Below are 18,470 nucleotides of genomic sequence, written 5' to 3'. Positions count from 1 at the left end.
CTGAACCCTGATTGAAAATCGCTTTTCTTTCAACAAGTTAGAAGACTGTCCTGCGACGTTGTCCGGTGCCGTTTGCGACCCCGCGTCTCAATGTGGAGGCGTATTCTATAGATCCTGCAGCGGGCGTCAATGGCTTTTTAAATAAAAAGTCGTATAAACGGGAATTAGTTTAAACCGGGGCAGAATCGCACAAAAAACAAACAAAAAAAGACGCCCTAAGGCGCCTTTTTCGGACAATAAACAACCAACCCACTCTATTTACTTACGCTTAGCCTTTTTCGACTTTTTCATTTCACGATTAAACTGCTGCTGACGAACCTTCTTCGCCTGCTGCCTTGGCGTCAGAATATTCCGCTTGCCCTCATAAGGGTTATCGCCCGTGCGGAATTCAAAACGCATTGGCGTGCCCATAATACCCAGCACCTTAATAAACTTGTTCTGCAGGTAACGCTTGTAGGACCCAGGCAGTGAGTCCGTCTGATTACCATGCACCACGATAATCGGCGGATTGGAGCCACCCTGATGGGCATAACGAAGCTTAATACGTCGGCCATTCACTGTTGGCGGCTGATGCTCGGCAACAACGTCTTCCAGCAACGTCGTCAAACGATTAGTACTCCACTTGGACATCGCGCAGTCGTAGGCTTCGTTAATCGACTCGTACAGATCACCGACGCCACTGCCATGCAGGGCCGATATATTGTGGAAACGAGCAAACGTTGCAAACTCCATACGACGGTCAATCTGATTCCGCAGCGTCTGCTTCTGATCTTCCGTCATGCCGTCCCACTTGTTAAAACTCACAACAAGGGCGCGACCGGTTTCCAACACGAATCCCAGAATATGCAGATCCTGTTCACTGATACCGTCTTTCGCATCAATCACCAGTACCACTACATTAGCATCCCGCACCGCCTGTAGCGTTTTAACGATGGAAAACTTTTCCACTGACTCAGTGATGTTTTTACGCCGACGCACTCCTGCCGTATCGATCAGGGTGTATGGCTGTTCATCACGGGTGTAGGGGATATAGACACTATCCGTGGTAGTTCCCGCCTGGTCGAACACCACTACCCGGTCTTCACCCAGCAGGCGGTTAACCAGCGTAGACTTACCCACATTGGGACGCCCAACCACTGCAATCCGGATACCGCTATTGTCTTCCTGCTCTTCCTCACCCTCTTCACCTTCTTCCGGCTCAGGTCCGAGTAGCTCTTCGAGCACGTATTCGATCAGTAATCGAACACCACGACCATGAGAGGCCGCAATGGCCAGAGGCTCGCCGGCACCCAACTGATAGAAATCACCGACCACCACATCGGGATCGAGTCCATCAACTTTATTCACGACCAGGTAGTGATGCTTTCCGGTCTTTCTCAGGTGACGCGCAATCATCTCATCAGCAGGATTGAGGCCTGCACGGGCGTCCACCATAAAGAGTACGATATCCGCCTCCTCGATCGCCTGAAGTGACTGCTTCGCCATCTCATGATCGATTCCCTGCTCGTCTCCGGTGATACCTCCTGTATCAACGACAATATAGTCACGATTACCTGTTCTGCCCTCACCGTATTTACGGTCTCGGGTTACACCAGGCATATCTGCGACAAGCGCATCACGGCTGCGAGTCAGGCGATTAAAGAGAGTAGATTTTCCGACATTTGGTCGGCCAACTAAGGCTATTACGGGAAGCATTGCTCACTCCTGCGTCTTAGGCAGGTCCAAAATAAAAGGCGGCTACTTGCCAGGGCAAATAGCCGCCTGGTGATTCAAATAGAGTTACCTGAGTTCGACCGCATAGAGGCGGCTATCGTTACTCAGGGCATAGAGCTGATTGCCCTTAACAAGCAGGTCGCCACGCAAGCCATCCGAGCTGGTATGCACCCGGGCAATAAAGCGACCATCAACCTGGGACATAAAGTGGATATATCCTTCACTGTCACCGACAGCGACAGCATTACCGATACTGACCGGCGCTGTGATCGATCGATTTCCCAGGCTCGCCTGGGTCCAGACACTGGCACTGCTGCGCTGATCGAATGCCTGCACTGCATCAGCTGCATCACTGACGTAGATGTTACCGTAACCGGCGCTCAGGCTATGAAATGTCGACACATCCTGTGACCACAAAATCTGCGCCCGCAGCGGATTCAGGGCAATCAGGCTTCCCTGGAAACTGGCGGCAAACAACGTCCGGTCCTTAATCAGCATACGGCCATCGGCATCCACCATACGCTCCAGCGCCGAGCGCCCCTGAGGCACGGAAATACGCCGCTCCCACAACAGGTCGCCACTGGCATTGTCCAACGCCACCAGTTTACCGGATGAAAAGCTGACAAATGTCACATTCTGGGTGACGATCGGCACACCGGTACCACGCAATGTCAGCTTAGGCACCGGACTCGTGTAGCTCCACCTGCGCGCTCCACTTTCCAGATCAAAAGCGACAACCTTACCATCGATCTGTTGCACCAGAACCAGCTCGGAATTCGCCTGCGCCGGAGCTACCGCTTCGGAGCTCAGTACCGCACGCCAGAGGTCTTCACCCGTATCTGCGTCCAGCACGATCAGCTCTCCGCGCTCGGCGGTTACAAAAAGCTTACCGTAACCAGCACCGACACCCCCAACCATAGAAGTCTCAAGGTCGCGCTCCCACAACTGATCACCGTTGCTACGATCGATCGCATGCAAGGCCCCGGCCTTATCGGTTGTGAAGATAGCATCACCCGATATAGCCGGCTGAAACTGGTTATAGAACTCTCCCAGTTGATCCCCGACCGACACAGACCAGAGCACCTCGGCTTCCTTTTCCGCCTCAAACTCGACCAGCGGATTCGGACCAACTTCCTCCTCACCACTGAACAGACTACAACCGGAGACCGCAACCGTCAGGATAGCAACGGTAAAACCGCGCAGCAGAGCATTCATGCTTAACCTTCTCCAGCAGCAAGGTTATCCAGCTTCATATCAAGTATCGGCCGTCCCTGCCCCGCCTCCACTGCAGCCCTGGCTTTAGCGTATGCCTCCCGCGCAGCGGCCTTATCGCCCTTCAGCAATAGCAGGTCGCCACGGATTTCAGCAACACTGGCACTAAAGCCGGCAGAAGCGGAAGGCAGTACGGCAAGCGCCTTATCAACCTCTCCCTGAGCCGCGAGGATACGCGCCTTGCGCATCAGAGCGATCTCTTTCTGCGCCGCCTCTGGCTCATGGGCAATCACCCAGTCCAGTTCACTCAGGGCCGTCGCATAGTCACCGGACTCTGCCGCTACGCGCGCCATCATCAGCGCCGCAAAGCGGGCATAAGCAGATGACTCATGATCAGACTTCAACTGACCGGCCAGGTGAACGGCTGTACTGCGCTGATTTTCATCCTGTTCAGGACCAATAGCACCGGCAGCTGCGTCCATCATATTCTGGTAAAGCACCGAAGCTGACTCCGCCTCAGCTGCTTGCTTATCCTGCCAGGCATTCCAGCCAAAACCGGCCGCGGCTGCCAGAGCAACACCAAGCATCAGCGATTTTCCGTTTTCCGACCACCACTCTTTGAGCGCTTTAACCTGTTCTTCTTCGGTACGCAGTTCAGCCACCGTAAACTCCTTAACCTATTGCTCGCCCTGTCAGGGCTTCCAGATCTCACTAATGGCCGTTGCCAGCGCAGATTCTTCGATATCAAATACCGGCTCATCATTATGCCAGATGGTGCCGGAAAGTTGCTGATCCTCATTCGCTTTAATCAGCAATACGATCGGTGCTCCCGTCTGACGCGCCTTGGCACTGATATTTTTAAGGCCTGCGCAATGCACCCGTACGCGAAGCCCAGGCAAGCTGTCTCTTAACCGATCAGCCAGCAGAATGATTCGAGGCTGAATCGCCTTGGTTTCGGCAGCTAGATAGACATCGAATGTCTGGGTAACGGCCTGCGGAATAACAGCCAGCGTTTCCAGCATCAGAATCAGACGCTCAACGCCCATCGCGAAGCCAACTGCCGGAGTAGGTCTGCCGCCCAGCTGCTTAACCAGTCCATCGTAACGACCGCCCGCACAGACTGTACCCTGAGCCCCTAACTTATCGGTAACCCATTCAAATACAGTTTTGCAGTAGTAATCCAGACCTCGCACCAGGCGCGGATTCACCTCATAGCTGATACCGGCCGCATCCAGAGTCTCGCACAGCTGAGTAAAGTGCAGGCGGGATTCCTCATCCAGATAGTCTGTCAGCACCGGCGCTGAATCCAGCAATGCCTGAGTCGCAGCGTCCTTACTATCCAGAATACGCAGCGGATTACTTGTCAGGCGACGTTGGCTGTCTTCATCCAGTTCTGACTTACGCTCTGTCAGGTATGCGACCAGCGCATCCTTGTATTCAGCCCGGGCTTCATTGCTGCCCAGAGAGTTAAGCTGCAGCGTCACCGCATCCAGAATACCCAGTTCTTTCCACAACCGGGCACTCAGCAGAATAACTTCGGCATCGATGTCCGCATTGGCCATGCCAAAGGTTTCCACACCGATCTGATGGAACTGGCGATAACGCCCCTTCTGTGGCTTCTCATAGCGAAACATAGGACCGGTATACCAGAGGCGCTGAGCCTGATTAAACAGCAGACCATGCTCTTCACCCGCCCGCACACAGCTGGCGGTGCCTTCAGGACGCAGCGTCAGGCTTTCGCCGTTGCGATCCTCAAAGGTATACATCTCTTTTTCGACAATATCGGTCACTTCACCAATAGAGCGCTTGAACAGATCAGTCTGTTCAACGATCGGCATACGGATCTCGCTGTAGCCATAGGCCGACAGCACAGATTTCACTTTTGATTCGAGATACTGCCAAACCGGCGTCTGATCAGGCAGGATGTCGTTCATCCCGCGAATGGCTTTGATGTTTGCCAATGTTCCAATCCTAAAACTGTAACTATAAATCGTTTGCTTACGGCAGGGTCAGGCGGGCCATATTCTTGCGTCCGCCATCCAGCTTATCCAGCACCTTGCCGTTCACCTCAACACGTTCGACTGCTGAAACAGCGCCAAACAGAACCTTTAACGGAGCAGCTGCGGTAAGATCGATATCGTTACCGGTACTGCGAATACCGGAAATCAGCACCTTACCTGTCGCGTCGCGGACCTCAACCCAGCAGTCAGCGGTAAAACTGACTTTGAGCCGCGCCTGGCCAGCCGGTACCGGCTCAGTGACCTCAGCAGGGGCTGCCGAAACAGCAGCTTCATTCGCTGCGTCAGACGACTGTGAAAGCTCGGCAGCAAGAGCATCAACCTCAGCCTGGCTCAAACCTTGCGGCTCGGCTTCAGACTCTGTGACCTGTATCGGCAGCTCAGGTTCATCCACCGCAATCTCTGCGGCTGGCTCTGCCTGAGGCGCTGCTTGCTCACCGTCGTTCAGTGCAGGCAGTTTCAGCGTGCCATCTGCGGCCAGCTCAGCGGTTTCCGCAACCACTTCAGCAGCAGGGGCCTCCCCGTTGCCATACTGAGTCTGCCACCACCAGATCGTGATCCCCAGAATACCTACCAGAAAAAGCCAGCCAGACCAGCGCACCCGCGGATCACTTAACTTCACATCCTGAGGAACGGTGGTCACCGGCTTCGGCACAGAGGGGGATGTGAATCCGCCAACATGCTGAACCAGCAGAACCTCATCCAATCCCAGCATACGGGCATAGTTACGTACGTAGCCACGCGCAAAGACCAGGCTGGGCAGAGCGTCAAAATCGCCACTCTCTATTGCTTCTATATAGTGCGGCGACAGGTTCATACGGGCAGCAACCTGATTCACACTGAGGCCACCGGCCTCACGCGCGGCGGTCAGCTTATAGCCCGGAAACCCTGTGCCTTCATCCGATGATAAAGTCTGTTCTTCATTACTCAATGGGTCGACTCCTCGTACTCCCGGTACTCCGTTGACTCCGGATAGAGGTTTTTCAGTATCAGGGCATAAGTCGCGGCCTGTACTGCGTCCCCCTGGGATCGGGATAACTGAATACCCAGCCAGAGGCTCTTAGGAAAATGATTAACCCGCTTTTTCTCTACCAGCGTTGAAAATCGCTCGAAGTGGCGTCCTGCCAGCTCGGCCTCTCCACGTGCTAGCAGCAGTTCGCTGAGCTGGATCAGTGCTAACGGACGGTTCGGATTTAGCTGTAGGGATCTTTGTAATGCATGTTCGGCGGCATCTGAACGCTCCAGGTGCAGATAACAGCGCCCAAGGTTTTCGAACGCCTGTCCTCGCTGGCTGTAAAACGGGTCTTCAGTCGCTCTTGCCAGCTGTCGACAGGCATCACTATAACGTTTTTGACTGAACAAAAATGCGCCATAGTTATTATATATCTGGGCTGACTCTGAATCTGCGGCGATCGCTTTCCTGAAATACTGCTCAGAAAGCGCCATCTCCTGCTCCATCTGAAACACCAGGGCCAGACCATTCAGGGCCTGGGCTTCTTCCTGATTCAGGGACAGGGCTTTCTGGAAGGCATTCTTTGCCCCCTGGAGATCCTGGGTCTGCAGATACTTTATACCCAGGCGGGTATACGCAGCGCTGGCATCAGCCCGCTCCTGCGGTGAACGGACATTGTTGCCAGTACAGCCCGAGATCACCATGATCATCAGCAATAACGCAACTTTCCATCCGTTCACTTGTCCATCTCCTACTGTGGTCGCTGCACCTCTGCAGCCGGCTCTTCTTGTACCACAGGAATGTATTTTTGGCTACGTCTGGTACGGTCCTGCACCTGACCTACAAGCTGGCCACAGGCAGCATCCACATCATCACCCCGGGTACGACGTACAGTCGTGATAATCCCCGCCTTCAGCATAATTTCCTTAAAGGCGAGAATAGCGTCGTCACTCGGACGATCATATCCGGAATTCGGGAAGGGATTAAACGGGATCAGATTCAGCTTGGACGGCAGTTTACGCAGCACCTTGACCAACTGGCGCGCATGTTCAGGCTGATCGTTCACGCCTGCCAGCATGGTATATTCAACGGTAATGACGCGCTTATCATTGAGCTTATCGAGGTAACGATTACAGGCCGCAATCAGCTCCTTGATTGGATAGCGCTTGTTAACCGGCACCAGCACATCACGCAGCTCATCATTCGGAGCGTGCAGGGAGATAGCCAGTGATACATCGGTCACTTCACGCAGTTTATCCAGCGCAGGTACTACACCTGCTGTCGACAACGTAACACGGCGCTTGGAGAGACCATAAGCGTTGTCCTCCATCATCAGCTGCACTGCAGCAACCACGTTATCGAAGTTCATCAACGGCTCGCCCATTCCCATCAGTACGACGTTAGTGACACGTCGCTCACCTGAAGGATCGAAAGGCCCGTAAGAACGAATAGCGATACGCACCTGACTGATAATCTCAGCGGCAGTCAGGTTACGGTTAAATCCTTGTTTACCGGTAGAGCAGAAGCTGCAATCCAGAGAGCAACCAATCTGCGATGATACACAGAGGGTCTTGCGGTCTCCGTCCGGTATCAGTACGGCTTCGACACTGGAGCCACCTTCAGTACGGATAACCCACTTACGGGTGCCATCTTTAGAGAATTTCTCAAAGATTACTTCAGGCTCGCGTAGCTCCGCCACCTCACTGAGTTTCTGACGCAGCGCTTTGCTGATATTCGTCATCTCATCAAAGGTGGTAGCACCAAGTTGATGAATCCATTTCATCACCTGAGTGGCGCGGAAGCGTTTCTCGCCAATTGACTCAAAGAAATCTTCAAGCTGGGCAGGTGAATAGCCAACCAGATTAACTTTAGGGGTGGAGGATTCAGTCATTAGATTCAACTCGATGTCTTTTAAAAGCAGGGATACTCCGGCGGAGCATCCCGGATCAGCAATTACTTGCCGAAGAAGTAAGCGATTTCGCGCTCTGCAGATGCAGCAGAGTCGGAACCGTGTACAGCGTTCGCGTCGATGGACTCTGCGAAGTCACGACGGATAGTGCCTTCAGCCGCTTCCTTAGGGTTAGTAGCACCCATCAGGTCACGGTTTGCAGCGATCGCGTTTTCACCTTCCAGAACCTGAACAACAACAGGACCGGAAGTCATGAAAGCAACCAGATCAGCGAAGAAAGGACGCTCTTTGTGCTCAGCGTAGAAACCTTCAGCGTCTGCTTTAGACAGCTGTTTCATCTGCATTTCAACAAGTTTCAGGCCAGCTTTCTCGAAACGGGTTTCGATTTCGCCGATTACGTTTTTCGCAACAGCATCAGGCTTGATGATAGACAGAGTACGTTCGATTGCCATTTTTTTGGAATCCCAGTTATTTTAAAGGACAGTGCTAAAATTAAACGCGCGATTATACGCGAGAGATGATGGAGTGAACAGCGTTGCAACAAAGGAGCTGTTGCCCTCGGCCACACACCGGATGCCGTTCAGCAGACAAAAAGAAGCCCGGCAAACCGGGCTCCCTGTCAGTCCTGTTCTTCGATCCAGGCCATCTGAATCGCTTCAAGGATCTTTTCTCCACACCGATCCGGATCATCATCAAAGCCGGGCAGATCCATGACCTTCTGATAGAGATCCGGGAAACTGATCGTCATTGGATCAGCATCCGGATAGGTCTCAGTCAGTTCAATGGCAATATCCAGCACATCAACCCACTTCAGACTCATAACAGAGCTCCTCAATCAGTGACGTTCTGACACCTGATTAATCGTATATTTCGGAATCTCGACCACCAGATCAGCCTCCGCCACGACGGCCTGACAGCTCAGACGCGATTCCGGCTCCAGCCCCCAGGCCTTATCCAGCATATCGTCTTCCAGCTCATCGGACTCCTCAAGTGTGTCAAAACCCTCGCGCACCACCACATGACAGGTTGTACAGGCGCAGGATTTTTCACAAGCGTGTTCAATCTCAATACCATGCTTAAGTGCGGCATCACAAATGGTAACGCCGGGCTCGGCATCGATTACCTTGCCTTCCGGACACAACTCATCATGAGGCAAAAAGATAATCTGCGGCATCAGTTTTTCTCCTCGATCTGCTCAATAGTCTGCCCCTGCAGGGCACGCTGAATATTCTGATCCATGCGGCGCGCGGCGAACTCATCACTGGCCTTAGCCAGCTTCGCCACACCCTGCTCTATAGCCCGGGTATCTGATCCCGCCGCGGTCTGTCGCAACAAAGCGATTTCAGACTCAAGCGCAGCGCGCTCATCAGCGCTCAACAGGGCGTCACCATCGGCGGCCAGTGCCTGCGTCAGGGCCAATACCAAGCGCTCAGCCTCGACCTGCTGTTCACGCAACGCCCGGGCATCCAGGTCTTCCTGAGCATGGCTGTATGAAGCCTTCAGCATTTCAGCAATCTGGTCATCAGCCAGGCCGTATGAAGGCTTCACCTGAATACTGCTTTCGACGCCGGTAGACATCTCTTTCGCCGCAACACTCAGCAGGCCATCAGCATCGACCTGGTAGGTAACACGAATCTTGGCTGCGCCTGCCGCCATTGGCGGGATACCCCGCAGCACAAAACGCGCCAGCGAACGGCAATCTTCGACCAACTCCCTTTCGCCCTGCACTACATGGATCGCCATAGCTGTCTGGCCATCCTGATAGGTGGTAAATTCCTGGGCACGGCCTACCGGGATTGAAGTGTTTCTGTGGATAACTTTTTCCGTCAGGCCACCCATGGTTTCCAAGCCCAGTGATAATGGAATCACATCCAGCAACAGCATCTCACTGTCGGGCTTATTTCCTGCCAGCACATCCGCCTGAATCGCTGCGCCAATGGCCACTACACGATCGGGATCAATATCAATATGCGGCTCACGAGCAAACAGGTGCCCCACTTTTTCCCGTACCAGAGGTACCCGGGTAGAGCCACCGACCATGACCACATCCTGCACTTCATCCACCGTGACGCCGGCGTCTTTCAACGTACGCTTACAGGCGCGCAGGGTACGGGACACAAGTCCGCTGATCAGGTCATCAAACTGTTCACGGGTTACGGACAGATCGTGCTGCTGACCATCGACATTAACAGACAGCTGCGCTGCAGCGTCAGAAGACAACTGTTCTTTCACCTTTTTTGCCAGCTCGGTCAGGTATCGCGCACTGCCAGCATCCAGGGCATCACCAAGGCCGCATTCAGCAGCCAGGTGACGCGCCAGCGCCAGATCAAAGTCATCGCCCCCCAGCGCACTGTCGCCACCGGTAGCCAGCACCTCAAACACACCCTTGTTCAGGCGCAGCACTGAGATATCAAAAGTGCCGCCCCCCAGATCGTAGACCGCAATAACGCCATCATTTTTTTGGTCGAGCCCGTAGGCGACGGCCGCGGCTGTAGGTTCATTCAGCAGCCGCAGGACTTTGACATCTGCCAGCTTTGCCGCATCCTTCGTCGCCTGGCGCTGAGCATCATCAAAGTAGGCTGGAACTGTTATCACTGCGCCTTCCAGATCACCACCCAGCGAGACCGCGGCCCGGTCCAGCAAACTCCGCAGAATATCCGCAGAGACCTCGACCGGACTTTTGTTACCGGCGGCCGTGTCGATGAATGGCATACCACCGTCACCCGGCACAAATTTGTACGGAGCTTCACTCCCCAGCGCCTTCACATCATCGACACCGCGCCCCATGAGACGCTTAACCGATACGATGGTGTTATATGGATCTTCTGCGGCCGCATCCCGTGCCACCTGACCAACCTGCTTTTCCAGCGGGCACAGGTAACGCACGACCGAAGGCAGCAGATGCTGACCTTCGCCATCAGGCAGGGTTACAGCTTCACCGCTCTTAACGGAAGCAACCAGAGAGTTTGTTGTACCAAGATCAATACCCACTGCCAGCTTGTGCTGGTGAGGAGCGGCGCTCTGACCTGGTTCTGCGATCTGTAACAGGGCCATAATTTCTAAACTCAGTCTTCAAGCTGATCTTCGAGATTTTCAATCTCGAGGAGCAACTTTTCCAAAAATTGCATTTTACGCACTACCGCTGCCGCTTCTTCCAGAGCTTTCGACAGATAGCACTGATCAAACTGACGACGCAATCCTGCGAGTTCTGACTGCACCTCTTCCCCCAGCGACTCAAGTTCAGCAAAAGGGTCTGCCGCATCGCGAGCATCTTCCAGCCGTTCTCTGAGCTCCATCTGCTGCATCAGGAACATCGGATCGATTTTCACCGAAGATTCACCGGTGGTATCGATACCCTCTATCAGAAGCAGATACTGGGCACGACGCAACGGCGATTTCAGTGTCGCCATTCCTTCATTGAGATGAGCGGTGTACTGAACAGAAAGACGCTGTTCACGATCAGAAAGGTGAGCATGACGATCGGGATGAAGCTGCTTCTGCAGCTCCCGATAACGCTCAGACAGGAGGGTTTGATCTATCTGGAAGGAAACGGGCAGCCCAAAAAACTCAAAAAAGTTCTTACTAATATCCATGGCACTGCCTGTCGGTTATCAGACGTTGAAGCTTTCGCCGCAACCACATTCGCTACTGACATTAGGGTTATTGAAGCGAAACCCTTCATTCAGGCCTTCTTTGACAAAGTCCAGTTCGGTACCGTCCAGATAAAGCATGCTTTTCGGGTCGACAACGATAGTGATGCCCTGCACAGGCTCGAACACCTGGTCATCATCCTGAACCTCGTCGACAAACTCCAGTACGTATGCCATACCGGAACAACCTGAAGTACGAACCCCTAAGCGGATTCCCATGCCTTTACCGCGGTTTTCCATGTAACGGGTTACATGAGCTGCCGCAGCCTCTGTCATTGTGATTGCCATAAACTAACTACCCACCGACTGCCACCAGAGTCTGGTGGCAGCTTATTGTCTGATGATTAATCCTGCTTGCTCTTGTAATCGTCGATGGCCGCTTTAATCGCGTCCTCGGCCAGCACTGAACAATGGATTTTAACCGGCGGCAACGCCAGCTCTTCTGCAATTGCGGTGTTCTTCAGTTCTGCCGCTTCATCCAGGCTCATACCCTTCACCCACTCGGTGATCAGAGAGCTGGACGCAATTGCAGAGCCACAACCGTAAGTTTTGAACTTAGCATCTTCAATGATGCCTTCATCACTTACCTTAATCTGCAAGCGCATTACATCACCACATGCAGGCGCACCGACCATACCGGTACCTACATTTCCATCTTTATCGTCCATCCGCCCAACATTGCGCGGATTTTCGTAATGGTCAATTACCTGATCACTATAAGCCATGACGACCTCCTCAATTCTGAATCTGTATTAGTGATGAACCCATTCGACCTTGCTCAGGTCGACACCATCCCTATACATATCCCACAGCGGGGACAGCTCACGAAGTTTATCTACAGCCTGACGAATCTGTTCTGCGGCGAAGTCCACCTCTTCCTCGGTCGTGAAACGACCAAAGGAGAAACGAATTGAGCTGTGAGCCAGTTCATCATTCAGTCCCAGTGCTCGCAGCACATAGGACGGCTCCAGGCTTGCCGAAGTACAGGCAGAACCGGAGGATACAGCCAGATCTTTAATGGACATCAGCAGTGATTCACCTTCGACAAAGGCAAAGCTGACATTCAGGTTATGGGGTACTCGCTGCTCGAAAGAGCCATTGACATGCACTTCTTCCATGTCATTGACAGCAGCCCAGAAACGGTCACGCAGCGCGATCGCCTGCTGTTTGGCCATTTCCATCTCTTCTTTGGCGATCCGGAAGGCCTCACCCATACCAACAATCTGATGAGTTGGCAGTGTGCCGGAACGCATACCACGCTCGTGACCACCACCATGCATCTGAGCCTCGATACGGATACGCGGCTTACGACGCACATACATCGCACCGATACCTTTCGGGCCATATACCTTATGGGCGGAGAAGGACATCAGGTCGACCTTGGTAGCAGCCAGGTCAATATCAATTTTTCCGGCGCTCTGAGCGGCGTCGACGTGGAAAATAATCCCTTTGGCGCGGGTGATTTCACCAATCGCAGCGATATCGGTAATGGTGCCGATTTCGTTATTCACGTGCATCAGAGAGACAACGATTGTGTCTTCACGGATTGCGTCTGCAACCGACTCCGGCGTGATAATGCCGTCGCTGTTCGGGTCCAGATAAGTAACTTCAAAGCCCTCACGCTCCAGCTGACGCGTGGTATCCAGCACAGCTTTGTGCTCGATTCTGGAGGTAATAATGTGCTTACCCTTCTTCTGATAGAAGTGTGCAGCACCTTTAATCGCAAGGTTGTCAGACTCAGTCGCACCCGAGGTCCAGACAATTTCACGAGGATCGGCATTCACCAGATCAGCCACCTGACGACGAGCGTTCTCCACCGCCTCTTCTGCTTTCCAGCCGAAAAGATGCGAGCGTGACGCCGGGTTACCAAAGTTACCCTCCAGAGTCAGGCATTCCATCATTTTCTCCGCTACACGCGGATCAACCGGGGTAGTGGCGGAATAGTCCAGATAAATCGGTTTCTTCATTCTAGGTCTCCGAACCTCGTACTTATGCAGTCGCTTTTTCCGCAGCAGACTGCACGGATGCGCTCATGATAATGTTATCCAACTGTCGACGATCCTGACGATCGGCCACCTGACGCACATCTTTGCGCGCCACCAGATCTGCCAGGGAGATACCACTCAGGAAGTTATGGATCTGAGCACTCAGATCACACCAGAGGTGATGGGTCAGACAGGTTTCACCGCCCTGACAATCGCCTACGCCACTGCAGCCTGTCGCATCGACCGATTCATTCACTGCATCGATCACCTCAGCCACATTGATCGCTTCCTGGGTGCGATTGAGCTGATAGCCCCCGCCCGGCCCACGGACACTTCTCACCAGCTCATTCCGTCTCAGCTTTGCAAACAGCTGTTCGAGATAGGACAGTGAGATGCCCTGCCGTTCAGAAATATCAGCCAGGCTTATCGGCCCCTTGCCTTCATGCAGTGCCAGATCCAGCATTGCAGTGACGGCATAGCGCCCTTTTGTTGTCAGTCGCATAATCCGAATTCCTCGTCGTTTGGCGAGTGTGGTTGGGATTATGCTTTACCCGACCAAAACAGTCAAGTATATAACCAACCTATTTTGTCGGGATTATTTCACTGATTTGGCGCGCATTCTAGCACGAAAGATAAAGCAGGCGGCACCCGCCCTGCTTACGCGTTAACGACCCGTCTTTTTCTGAACCGCCCGCAATACGCCCCTCAGAACGTTTACTTCCACCTTATCCGGCACTGCACGCATAAGAAGGCGACGCAAACGGGGCATTAACTGTCGGGGATTATCCGGATCAAGGAACTCTATATCAACCAACGTCTCTTCTAAATGAACAAATAGTCGTTCAATTTCATCATGATCGGCCAGATCTATATCCCAGTCGGTACCCCACTGCGGGCGCTGATTCTTCACCTCGTCCCCCGCCAGAGCAGCCATTCGCAATTCGTAACTGATAACCTGCACTGCGGCCGCAATATTCAGCGAACTAAAACTCTCTATAGCCGGAATATGCACGTGTTTATGGCACAACTGCAATTCCTCATTGGTCAAACCGCGATCTTCCCGGCCAAACAGCACAGCCACCGTCACATCATCCGGTAACGGCGCCACCACAGCTGCCATCTCCCGGGGATCAACCAGCGGCCACGGAATATGCCGCTCCCTGGCACTGGTTCCTACGACCAGCTGACAGTCAGCAATAGCCTCAACAACCGAGCCCACCACACTCGCCTGATCAAGGATATCCGCGGCACCGGACGCACGCGATACCGCCTCTTCACTCGGGAACAACTTAGGGGCAACCAGGCAAAGGTCACTTAGCCCCATGTTTTTCATCGCCCGCGCCACACCACCGATATTGCCCGGATGGGTTGTATTTACCAGCACTATCCGTACGTTAGCCAATCTTCGCCACCTGATTACTGTCGCTAAAAGCGCGATATTTTAGCAGATCCTCCGGAAAGTGTTCAGACAATGACAATACTCAGGTATAATCTCCGCCTTTGCTCTGAACAGCTTTTTAGGTCTCCAAACAGCATGCAACCGATGGTGAATATTGCCCTGCGCGCCGCCCGCGCAGCAGGCGAACAAATCGTCCGCGCCGTAGAGCGCCTGGACCTGATCAAATCTGAACAGTCCGATGTCGCACAGTTCCTGCACAAAACCTGCAAACAGGTCGAGCAGACTGTGGTTGTCACCATCCAGAAGGCCTACCCAAGCCACACGGTAATCGGTGAATACACAGGTCGTCACGAAGCCCTGGAAGAGGGTCCGGAATTTATCTGGCACCTGACTCCGGCTGACAGCGTTTCCAACCTGGCAAATGCCCTGCCTCAGTTCGCACTCTGCCTGGCCGGCGAGCAGAATGGTCGCATCGAACATGCAATCATCCTGAATCCGATGTCCAGCGAAGAGTTTACTGCCAGCCGCGGCAAGGGCGCCCAGCTTAACGGCCGCCGGATTCGCGTCAGCAATAACCGCGCACTGAACAAAACCCTGATCGGCACCGGCTTTATTAACCGCCCAAGCGATAAGCCGTTCCTGAACAACCACCTGGAAATGTTCAAGAACATCGCCCTCAGCGACGCTCAGGTTATCAACAGCAGCTCCCCCGCCCTGAACCTGGCGTATACCGCTGCCGGACGCCTGGACGGCTACTTCCAGATCGGCCTGAACCGCTCTGAGATCGAAGCTGGCCTGATGATCCTGCAAGAGGCCGGCGGCCTGGCTGGCGATTTTACCGGCGGCAACAACTACCGCACGTCCGGCAACCTTGTGGCTGGCAACCCGAAAATGTTCAAGGCACTGCTGCAGGCTATCCGCCCGGCAGTCACACCTGACATGCACTGATTAAGCAGCCCGGCACTCACTGAGTTGCCAGACTGATTCAGAAAACCCGGCCTGCGCCGGGTTTTTTATTGCCCGAAAACAGCCAGGCCCACATCCTGATGCCAAATTACGGATACAAAAAAGCCCGGCGAGCCGGGCTTTTCAGATCAGTACTGCAGAAACTTAAGCGTCGTAAGGGTTACGCACTACAATAGTTTCAACACGATCAGGACCAGTGGAGATGATGTCCACAGGTGCCTCAACCAGTTCTTCCAGGCGCTTAATGTAGTTCAGAGCCGCCTGCGGCAGCTCCTCGACAGTCTTAGCGCCAACAGTCGACTCAGCCCAGCCCGGTACAGTCTCGTAGACAGGCTCAACCGCCTCGTAGTCTTCGCTGCCACTCAGGGAAGAGATCACATTGCCTTCTGCATCTTTGTAACCAACACAGATATTAATCTCTTCCAGACCGTCCAGCACATCCAGTTTAGTCAGACAGATACCGGAGATGGAGTTCACCAGGATAGCGTGTTTCAGTGCCACTGCATCGAACCAGCCACAACGGCGAGCACGCCCTGTCGTTGAACCAAACTCATGGCCTCGCTCAGCCAGACGCTGACCTACTTCGCAACCCAGCTCTGTCGGGAATGGACCACCACCTACACGCGTTGTGTAAGCCTTGGTAATCCCCAGGATGTAATCCAGATACAGAGGACCAAAACCACTACCGGTAGAAGCACCACCCGCAGTCGTATTGGAAGAAGTCACGTACGGATAGGTACCGTGATCGATATCCAGCAGGGAACCCTGGGCACCCTCGAACATGATGCTCTGACCCTGCTTACGCAGGTCGTGCAGCATACCGGTTACATCGGCAACCAGAGGACGCAGCTGCTCAGCCATCTCCAGAGAGTCGGCCAGCACCTTATCAAAATCAACAGCTTCCGCTTTATAGTAGTGCTGCAGCGCGAAGTTATGATATTCCATAACCTCTTTCAGCTTGGTTGCAAAGCGCTCTTTGTCCATCATATCTGCCAGGCGCAGACCACGACGGGCAACCTTATCTTCGTAAGCAGGACCGATACCGCGACCGGTAGTGCCAATTTTAGCCTCACCACGCGCAGACTCGCGCGCCTGATCCAGTGCTACGTGATAAGGAAGGATCAACGGACAGGCCGGGCTCAGACGCAGACGCTCACGAACAGGAACACCCGCTTCTTCCAGACCCTTCATCTCTTTCAGCAATGCTTCGGGAGATAGCACAACTCCGTTACCAATCAGGCACATCACGCTTTCGCGCAAGATACCGGATGGAATCAGGTGCAAGACGGTTTTCTTACCGTCGATTACCAGTGTGTGACCCGCATTGTGACCGCCCTGGAAGCGCGCTACCGCGGCTGCCTGATCAGTCAGCAGATCAACAATCTTACCTTTACCTTCGTCACCCCACTGGGTTCCCAAAACGACTACGTTTCTACCCATTGCTGCCTTCTTGAGCTAGTTCGTTAAATCACTTCAGACTTAAAGGTCGACTACGACCCAAGCCCCATCACGTTGCACCAGTTCTGCGGTGCACCCCGCTGCCGCCTGACTTCCTGGCAGCTTCTGGACCACCCGCAGACCTTGTGCGCGCAGCTCCTCAATCTGTTGCAGCAAAGACTGATCATCCCCCGCAGGGGCCTCAATCAGCTTACCGCTTTCCAATTCTTCATCAGACAAGTCAATCAGTGTTTTCAGATCCGCACTGAAGCCTGTCGCCGGACGTGCCCGGCCAAAATCTTCACCAATTGCATCGTAGCGACCGCCTTTGGCGATCGCCTGGCCACGACCCGGGGTAAACGCCGCAAATACCACGCCGGTATGATAGGCATAACCACGCAGCTCACTCAGGTCGAAGTACAGATCCACTTCCGGGAAACGACGCGCTACGCTATCCGCCAGTAGTGCCAGGTAGTCAATCGCCTCAAGCACCTCTGCCGACGCATCTGAGAAAAGCTCACGCGCCTTATCCAATACAGTACGATCGCCATTCAGGCGCGGCAGGCGGGACAGAATCTCCAGCTGACGCGCATCAGCGTTCAGGGCTACGAGAAACTTATCCAGCTCCGGCAATGCTTTACGTGCCAGAATATCCATGTATTCGGCCTCAGCTTCGGCACCGATTCCGGCCTGCTGCATCAGGCCGCGAAAGATATCCACATGCCCCAGATCCAGTGTCAGCTCACGGGCAACACCGGCACTGCGCAGCGTAGTCAGCATCAGCACGATAACTTCAAGATCGCTTTCCAAGCCTGCATGACCATAAAGCTCTGCACCCAGCTGCAGCGGATTGCGGGAAGCCAGCGGCTCAGCCGTACGCGCATGCAGGACAGAGGCACAGTAACAAAGGCGACTAGGCCCTTCGCTGCGCAAAACATGAGCGTCGATGCGGGCAACCTGCGGTGTAATATCTGCCCGCACACCCAGCATATGACCACTCAGCTGATCGGTGACCTTGAAGGTATTCATCTCCAGATCCCGCCCGACACCTGTCAGCAGGGAGTCCAGATGCTCCATCAGAGGCGGCATGACCTGCTCATAGCCCCAGCTTTCATACAGGTCAATAATGCGGCGACGCAGCGATTCTACCCGACGCGCCTGCGGTGGAAGTAACTCTTTAACCCCTTCCGGCAACAGCCAGCGATCTGCCAATGCCATGCAGTACTCCG

20 protein-coding genes are annotated in these 18,470 nt (G+C 53.9%); 1 reads left to right on the top strand and 19 read right to left on the bottom strand.

Annotated elements, in window-relative coordinates; translation table 11 throughout:
* Positions 1–258: 258 nt before the first annotated feature.
* The 17 genes from der to Q354_RS0114760 all read right to left on the bottom strand — a co-directional run bounded on the left by der (position 259) and on the right by Q354_RS0114760 (position 14,841).
* Complete coding sequence (gene der, locus Q354_RS0114840; protein WP_027858296.1) at positions 259–1,695, bottom strand: ribosome biogenesis GTPase Der; 1,437 nt, start codon at positions 1,693–1,695, stop codon at positions 259–261.
* A gap of 84 nt (positions 1,696–1,779) precedes the next feature.
* Positions 1,780–2,928: an outer membrane protein assembly factor BamB gene (bamB, locus tag Q354_RS0114835; protein ID WP_051560172.1), complete on the bottom strand. Its 1,149-nt coding sequence runs from the start codon at positions 2,926–2,928 to the stop codon at positions 1,780–1,782.
* Positions 2,929–2,930: 2 nt separating this feature from the next.
* A complete protein-coding gene (locus Q354_RS0114830) occupies positions 2,931–3,587 on the bottom strand; it encodes a YfgM family protein (protein WP_027858294.1) in 657 nt (218 codons plus the stop codon).
* Between the two features lie 30 nt (positions 3,588–3,617).
* Complete coding sequence (gene hisS / locus Q354_RS0114825; protein ID WP_036230044.1) at positions 3,618–4,859, bottom strand: histidine--tRNA ligase; 1,242 nt, start codon at positions 4,857–4,859, stop codon at positions 3,618–3,620.
* 64 nt (positions 4,860–4,923) lie between these two features.
* On the bottom strand, positions 4,924–5,874 hold the full coding sequence (locus tag Q354_RS0114820; protein WP_027858292.1) for a RodZ domain-containing protein: 951 nt from the start codon (positions 5,872–5,874) through the stop codon (positions 4,924–4,926).
* On the bottom strand, positions 5,871–6,635 hold the full coding sequence (pilW, locus tag Q354_RS0114815) for a type IV pilus biogenesis/stability protein PilW (RefSeq protein WP_245601056.1): 765 nt from the start codon (positions 6,633–6,635) through the stop codon (positions 5,871–5,873). Before pilW ends, Q354_RS0114820 begins: the two co-directional genes overlap by 4 nt.
* Positions 6,636–6,646: 11 nt before the next feature.
* Positions 6,647–7,786 (bottom strand): 23S rRNA (adenine(2503)-C(2))-methyltransferase RlmN, encoded by a 1,140-nt coding sequence (gene rlmN / locus Q354_RS0114810; protein ID WP_036230039.1) that lies wholly within the window; start codon positions 7,784–7,786, stop codon positions 6,647–6,649.
* Positions 7,787–7,848: 62 nt separating this feature from the next.
* The gene (gene ndk, locus Q354_RS0114805; RefSeq protein WP_027858289.1) at positions 7,849–8,256 is read right to left on the bottom strand and encodes a nucleoside-diphosphate kinase; all 408 of its coding nucleotides are present in this window, start codon (positions 8,254–8,256) and stop codon (positions 7,849–7,851) included.
* A gap of 167 nt (positions 8,257–8,423) precedes the next feature.
* Positions 8,424–8,624 carry a Fe-S cluster assembly protein IscX gene (gene iscX, locus Q354_RS0114800; RefSeq protein ID WP_027858288.1) on the bottom strand — a complete coding sequence of 67 codons (201 nt, stop codon included), beginning with the start codon at positions 8,622–8,624 and terminating at the stop codon, positions 8,424–8,426.
* A gap of 15 nt (positions 8,625–8,639) precedes the next feature.
* Positions 8,640–8,978: an ISC system 2Fe-2S type ferredoxin gene (gene fdx / locus Q354_RS0114795; RefSeq protein WP_027858287.1), complete on the bottom strand. Its 339-nt coding sequence runs from the start codon at positions 8,976–8,978 to the stop codon at positions 8,640–8,642.
* Complete coding sequence (gene hscA, locus Q354_RS0114790; protein WP_027858286.1) at positions 8,978–10,858, bottom strand: Fe-S protein assembly chaperone HscA; 1,881 nt, start codon at positions 10,856–10,858, stop codon at positions 8,978–8,980. The genes fdx and hscA overlap by 1 nt, the downstream gene beginning before the upstream one ends.
* Before the next feature lie 11 nt (positions 10,859–10,869).
* Positions 10,870–11,397, bottom strand: coding sequence for a Fe-S protein assembly co-chaperone HscB (hscB, locus tag Q354_RS0114785; RefSeq protein ID WP_027858285.1), 528 nt, complete (start codon positions 11,395–11,397; stop codon positions 10,870–10,872).
* 18 nt (positions 11,398–11,415) lie between these two features.
* On the bottom strand, positions 11,416–11,742 hold the full coding sequence (gene iscA, locus Q354_RS0114780) for an iron-sulfur cluster assembly protein IscA (protein WP_027858284.1): 327 nt from the start codon (positions 11,740–11,742) through the stop codon (positions 11,416–11,418).
* 56 nt (positions 11,743–11,798) lie between these two features.
* Positions 11,799–12,179 (bottom strand): Fe-S cluster assembly scaffold IscU, encoded by a 381-nt coding sequence (gene iscU / locus Q354_RS0114775; RefSeq protein WP_027858283.1) that lies wholly within the window; start codon positions 12,177–12,179, stop codon positions 11,799–11,801.
* 27 nt (positions 12,180–12,206) lie between these two features.
* Complete coding sequence (locus tag Q354_RS0114770; protein WP_027858282.1) at positions 12,207–13,421, bottom strand: IscS subfamily cysteine desulfurase; 1,215 nt, start codon at positions 13,419–13,421, stop codon at positions 12,207–12,209.
* Between the two features lie 22 nt (positions 13,422–13,443).
* Positions 13,444–13,941 carry a Fe-S cluster assembly transcriptional regulator IscR gene (iscR, locus tag Q354_RS0114765; RefSeq protein ID WP_027858281.1) on the bottom strand — a complete coding sequence of 166 codons (498 nt, stop codon included), beginning with the start codon at positions 13,939–13,941 and terminating at the stop codon, positions 13,444–13,446.
* A gap of 162 nt (positions 13,942–14,103) precedes the next feature.
* Positions 14,104–14,841 carry an RNA methyltransferase gene (locus Q354_RS0114760; RefSeq protein WP_036230035.1) on the bottom strand — a complete coding sequence of 246 codons (738 nt, stop codon included), beginning with the start codon at positions 14,839–14,841 and terminating at the stop codon, positions 14,104–14,106.
* Between the two features lie 132 nt (positions 14,842–14,973).
* Between Q354_RS0114760 and Q354_RS0114755 the strand changes: the two genes are divergently transcribed.
* The gene (locus Q354_RS0114755; protein ID WP_027858279.1) at positions 14,974–15,786 is read left to right on the top strand and encodes an inositol monophosphatase family protein; all 813 of its coding nucleotides are present in this window, start codon (positions 14,974–14,976) and stop codon (positions 15,784–15,786) included.
* Positions 15,787–15,948: 162 nt separating this feature from the next.
* Here Q354_RS0114755 and Q354_RS0114750 read toward each other — a convergent pair whose 3' ends face one another.
* Both Q354_RS0114750 and Q354_RS0114745 read right to left on the bottom strand, forming a co-directional pair.
* Positions 15,949–17,244, bottom strand: a complete 1,296-nt coding sequence (locus Q354_RS0114750) for an adenylosuccinate synthase (RefSeq protein ID WP_027858278.1) — start codon at positions 17,242–17,244, stop codon at positions 15,949–15,951.
* A 39-nt stretch (positions 17,245–17,283) separates the two neighbouring features.
* Positions 17,284–18,459, bottom strand: coding sequence for an ATP phosphoribosyltransferase regulatory subunit (locus tag Q354_RS0114745; RefSeq protein WP_027858277.1), 1,176 nt, complete (start codon positions 18,457–18,459; stop codon positions 17,284–17,286).
* Positions 18,460–18,470 lie beyond the last annotated feature (11 nt).

This window comes from Marinobacterium jannaschii DSM 6295 (assembly GCF_000620085.1).
GTDB lineage: Bacteria > Pseudomonadota > Gammaproteobacteria > Pseudomonadales > Balneatricaceae > Pontibacterium > Pontibacterium jannaschii.
Note: the sequence above shows the minus strand (reverse complement) of the source record. Positions and strands in the feature narration are given on the sequence as shown.

Bases quoted from the DNA above. Each gene is read 5' to 3' on its own strand.
- der (WP_027858296.1), bottom strand. From the start codon at position 1,695: ATGCTTCCCGTAATAGCCTTAGTTGGCCGACCAAATGTCGGAAAATCT.
- bamB (WP_051560172.1), bottom strand. From the start codon at position 2,928: ATGAATGCTCTGCTGCGCGGTTTTACCGTTGCTATCCTGACGGTTGCG.
- hisS (WP_036230044.1), bottom strand. From the start codon at position 4,859: ATGAACGACATCCTGCCTGATCAGACGCCGGTTTGGCAGTATCTCGAA.
- rlmN (WP_036230039.1), bottom strand. From the start codon at position 7,786: ATGACTGAATCCTCCACCCCTAAAGTTAATCTGGTTGGCTATTCACCT.
- ndk (WP_027858289.1), bottom strand. From the start codon at position 8,256: ATGGCAATCGAACGTACTCTGTCTATCATCAAGCCTGATGCTGTTGCG.
- iscX (WP_027858288.1), bottom strand. From the start codon at position 8,624: ATGAGTCTGAAGTGGGTTGATGTGCTGGATATTGCCATTGAACTGACT.
- fdx (WP_027858287.1), bottom strand. From the start codon at position 8,978: ATGCCGCAGATTATCTTTTTGCCTCATGATGAGTTGTGTCCGGAAGGC.
- hscA (WP_027858286.1), bottom strand. From the start codon at position 10,858: ATGGCCCTGTTACAGATCGCAGAACCAGGTCAGAGCGCCGCTCCTCAC.
- hscB (WP_027858285.1), bottom strand. From the start codon at position 11,397: ATGGATATTAGTAAGAACTTTTTTGAGTTTTTTGGGCTGCCCGTTTCC.
- iscA (WP_027858284.1), bottom strand. From the start codon at position 11,742: ATGGCAATCACAATGACAGAGGCTGCGGCAGCTCATGTAACCCGTTAC.
- iscU (WP_027858283.1), bottom strand. From the start codon at position 12,179: ATGGCTTATAGTGATCAGGTAATTGACCATTACGAAAATCCGCGCAAT.
- Q354_RS0114770 (WP_027858282.1), bottom strand. From the start codon at position 13,421: ATGAAGAAACCGATTTATCTGGACTATTCCGCCACTACCCCGGTTGAT.
- iscR (WP_027858281.1), bottom strand. From the start codon at position 13,941: ATGCGACTGACAACAAAAGGGCGCTATGCCGTCACTGCAATGCTGGAT.
- Q354_RS0114755 (WP_027858279.1), top strand. From the start codon at position 14,974: ATGCAACCGATGGTGAATATTGCCCTGCGCGCCGCCCGCGCAGCAGGC.
- Q354_RS0114750 (WP_027858278.1), bottom strand. From the start codon at position 17,244: ATGGGTAGAAACGTAGTCGTTTTGGGAACCCAGTGGGGTGACGAAGGT.
- Q354_RS0114745 (WP_027858277.1), bottom strand. From the start codon at position 18,459: ATGGCATTGGCAGATCGCTGGCTGTTGCCGGAAGGGGTTAAAGAGTTA.